This is a genomic window from Xanthomarina sp., assembly GCF_035306705.1.
GTDB lineage: Bacteria > Bacteroidota > Bacteroidia > Flavobacteriales > Flavobacteriaceae > Xanthomarina.
Map to the genome: position 1 here is coordinate 1 of NZ_DATGNO010000031.1, position 2934 is coordinate 2934.

A 2934-nucleotide genomic window follows, 5' to 3' on the forward strand; every position below is an offset into this window, starting at 1 on the left:
GCTTAAGCTTTAAGCTTAGGTATAAGTAAACTTATTACCAACCACTTACAGCTTATTGCTTTTTTAATATCTATATGTTATACGTGCTTTGGTCAAATCGTAAGGGCTCATTTCCAACTTCACTTTATCGCCTGGTAAAAGCTTGATATAGTGCATTCGCATTTTACCGGATATGTGTGCAGTTACAATGTGACCGTTTTCTAATTCTACTCGGAACATTGCATTGGACAATGCCTCAATGATTGTTCCGTCTTGTTCTATTGCTTGTTGTTTTGCCATAAATAAATTATAATGACCTTCTGTTTTTCCCTGACTTCATTAACCCATCGTACTGTTTATTAAGCAAATAAGAATTTATTTGCTGTATTGTATCGATAGCGACACTTACCATAATCAGTAATGATGTTCCTCCATAAAACATTGCCCACCCTTGTTGAACATCGCCCAAAGATACGGCAATTGCCGGAAATATTGCAACAAATGCTAAAAACAATGATCCTGGGAAAGTTATTAAAGACATTATTCTGTCTAAATACTCAGCAGTATCGGCACCTGGTCGTATGCTTGGGATAAAGCCTCCACTTCTCTTTAGGTCGTCAGCCATCTTATTTGTTGGTACTGTGATAGCTGTGTAAAAATAGGTGAAAACGATAATCAACAAAGCAAAAACGATGTTATACTCCAAGCCAAATATATTTCCAAAAGTATTAGAAATGTACTGTGCAGTATCTGAGGAGGATAATCCTGCCAACGCCGGTGGTACGAACATAATTGCTTGCGCAAAAATAATAGGCATCACTCCAGAAGCGTTTACTTTGAGTGGTATCCATTGTCTGTTACCAGACACTGATGATGCATCGTAAGTTCCGGAAGCGCTTCGTCTTGCGTATTGCACCGGAATTCTTCGTATCGCCAATGTGAGATAAACACAAGCAAGAATTAACAATAACCAAATGATAACTTCCAATACAATCATCATTACGCCACCGCTTCCTCCTGTAGTTCTGGTTTGTACTTCCTGAATAAAAGAGATAGGCATTCTGGCAATGATCCCTACCATAATAAGTAGCGATATACCATTTCCGATTCCTTTATCAGTAATTTTTTCCCCTAACCACATAGCGAATACGGTACCTGTTGTCAAAATCAACACGGAAGAGAATAGGAATGAAAATGAGTTAAATCCAAGCAAAAATGCGTCGGGTGGTAACTGAGCATATAAGTTATAAATATATGCTGGCCCCTGCACCAAGGTAATGGCTATGGTTAGCCATCTGGTAATTTGGGTCATTTTCTTTCGTCCACTTTCTCCATCATTCTGAAGTTTTTGGAGGTAAGGCACTGCAATTCCCATCAATTGAACAATAATGGAAGCGGATATATAGGGCATAATCCCTAAGGCAAAAACAGAGGCTTGCGAGAAAGCTCCTCCTGTAAATGCGTCCAATAGCGCTCCTAATCCTTGTTCGGTTTGGCTTGATAGACCTTGTAATTTGGTTGCATCAATACCAGGCAAAGTTACTTGTGCACCAAAACGGTACACAAGTAATAATCCGAGTGTAAAGAAAATTTTATTCTTTAGCTCTTCTATTCTCCAGATATTTGATAATGTTTCAAAAAACTTCTTCATAAGTTTTAAAGATATTATATAGTTACTGCTTCACCGCCTGCGGCTTCAATTGCTGCTTTTGCAGAAGCAGAAAACTTATGAGCTGTTACTTTCAATTTAGTTTTTAGCTCTCCTCTACCTAAAATCTTTACTAAGCTATTTTTGGAAGTAATTCTGTTATCAATTAGTGTTTCGATATCTAAGGTGTCTGTAACTACACCATTATCAACTAAAGTTTGCAGTGTATCAAGGTTAATCCCTACGTACTCTACTCTGTTAATATTATTGAAACCGAACTTTGGTACTCTACGTTGTAAAGGCATTTGACCACCTTCGAAACCAAGTTTTTTGGAATACCCTGAACGTGATTTGGCTCCTTTGTGACCTCTTGTAGAGGTACCACCTTTTCCGGAACCTTCTCCACGTCCTACTCTTTTATTTTGGTTGTGTACAGAACCTTCAGCTGGTTTTAAGTTGCTTAAATTCATATTCGTTATTTTAATTAGTTTCTACAGAAACTAAATGTTTAACTTTATTTATCATTCCTTGGATTGTCGGCGTATCATCATGCTCAACAACTTGTCCGATTTTTCTTAATCCCAAAGCTTCCAAAGTTCTTTTTTGGTTTTCAGGACAATTAATCTTACTTCTGACTTGTTTTACTTTAACTTTTGACATAATGCTGACAATTAAGATTTAAACACTTGTTCTAATGTAATTCCTCTTTGCTTTGCAATTGTAGCTGCGCTACGCATATTCAACAAAGCGTCGAAGGTAGCTTTTACCACGTTGTGAGGGTTTGATGAACCTTGTGATTTGCTCAAGATGTTTTGAACTCCCGCAGATTCCAATACTGCACGTACTGATCCACCTGCGATAACCCCGGTACCTTTTGATGCCGGCATTAAAAGAACTCTTGCTCCTGAAAACTTTCCTTTTTGCTCATGCGGGATAGTTGCGTTGTGCAATGGAATACGTACTAAGTTTTTCTTTGCATCTTCTACTGCCTTAGCAATTGCTTCAGATACGTCTTTAGATTTTCCTAATCCGTGTCCTACAACACCATTTCCGTCACCTACTACTACTACAGCGGCAAAACCAAAAGCTCTTCCTCCTTTTGTAACTTTGGTTACACGGTTTACACTTACCAAACGATCTTTAAGGTCAAGTCCGCTGGGTTTCACAAATTCTACGTTTTTATAACTTTTAAACATAACTTTTTAGAATTTTAAGCCGGCTTCTCTTGCACCGTCTGCTAATGATTTAACTCTTCCATGATACAGATATCCACCTCTATCGAATGATATGGTTTCAATTCCTGATTT

At 37.9% G+C, this 2934-nt stretch carries 6 protein-coding genes; all 6 read right to left on the reverse strand.

Features of this window, described 5'->3' with window-relative positions:
* Positions 1 to 63: 63 nt before the first annotated feature.
* The gene (gene infA, locus VKY47_RS02655; protein ID WP_117879376.1) at positions 64 to 279 is read right to left on the reverse strand and encodes a translation initiation factor IF-1; all 216 of its coding nucleotides are present in this window, start codon (positions 277 to 279) and stop codon (positions 64 to 66) included.
* A 7-nt stretch (positions 280 to 286) separates the two neighbouring features.
* Positions 287 to 1630 carry a preprotein translocase subunit SecY gene (gene secY, locus VKY47_RS02660; RefSeq protein WP_324310134.1) on the reverse strand — a complete coding sequence of 448 codons (1344 nt, stop codon included), beginning with the start codon at positions 1628 to 1630 and terminating at the stop codon, positions 287 to 289.
* A 14-nt stretch (positions 1631 to 1644) separates the two neighbouring features.
* Entirely contained in the window at positions 1645 to 2097 is a 453-nt protein-coding gene (rplO, locus tag VKY47_RS02665; RefSeq protein WP_324310136.1) for a 50S ribosomal protein L15, read from the reverse strand.
* Between the two features lie 10 nt (positions 2098 to 2107).
* Positions 2108 to 2287 carry a 50S ribosomal protein L30 gene (gene rpmD / locus VKY47_RS02670; protein WP_324310137.1) on the reverse strand — a complete coding sequence of 60 codons (180 nt, stop codon included), beginning with the start codon at positions 2285 to 2287 and terminating at the stop codon, positions 2108 to 2110.
* Between the two features lie 11 nt (positions 2288 to 2298).
* Positions 2299 to 2823, reverse strand: a complete 525-nt coding sequence (rpsE, locus tag VKY47_RS02675) for a 30S ribosomal protein S5 (RefSeq protein ID WP_324310138.1) — start codon at positions 2821 to 2823, stop codon at positions 2299 to 2301.
* Positions 2824 to 2829: 6 nt separating this feature from the next.
* On the reverse strand, positions 2830 to 2934 hold a 105-nt coding region (locus VKY47_RS02680), incomplete at its 5' end, for a 50S ribosomal protein L18 (RefSeq protein ID WP_324310140.1).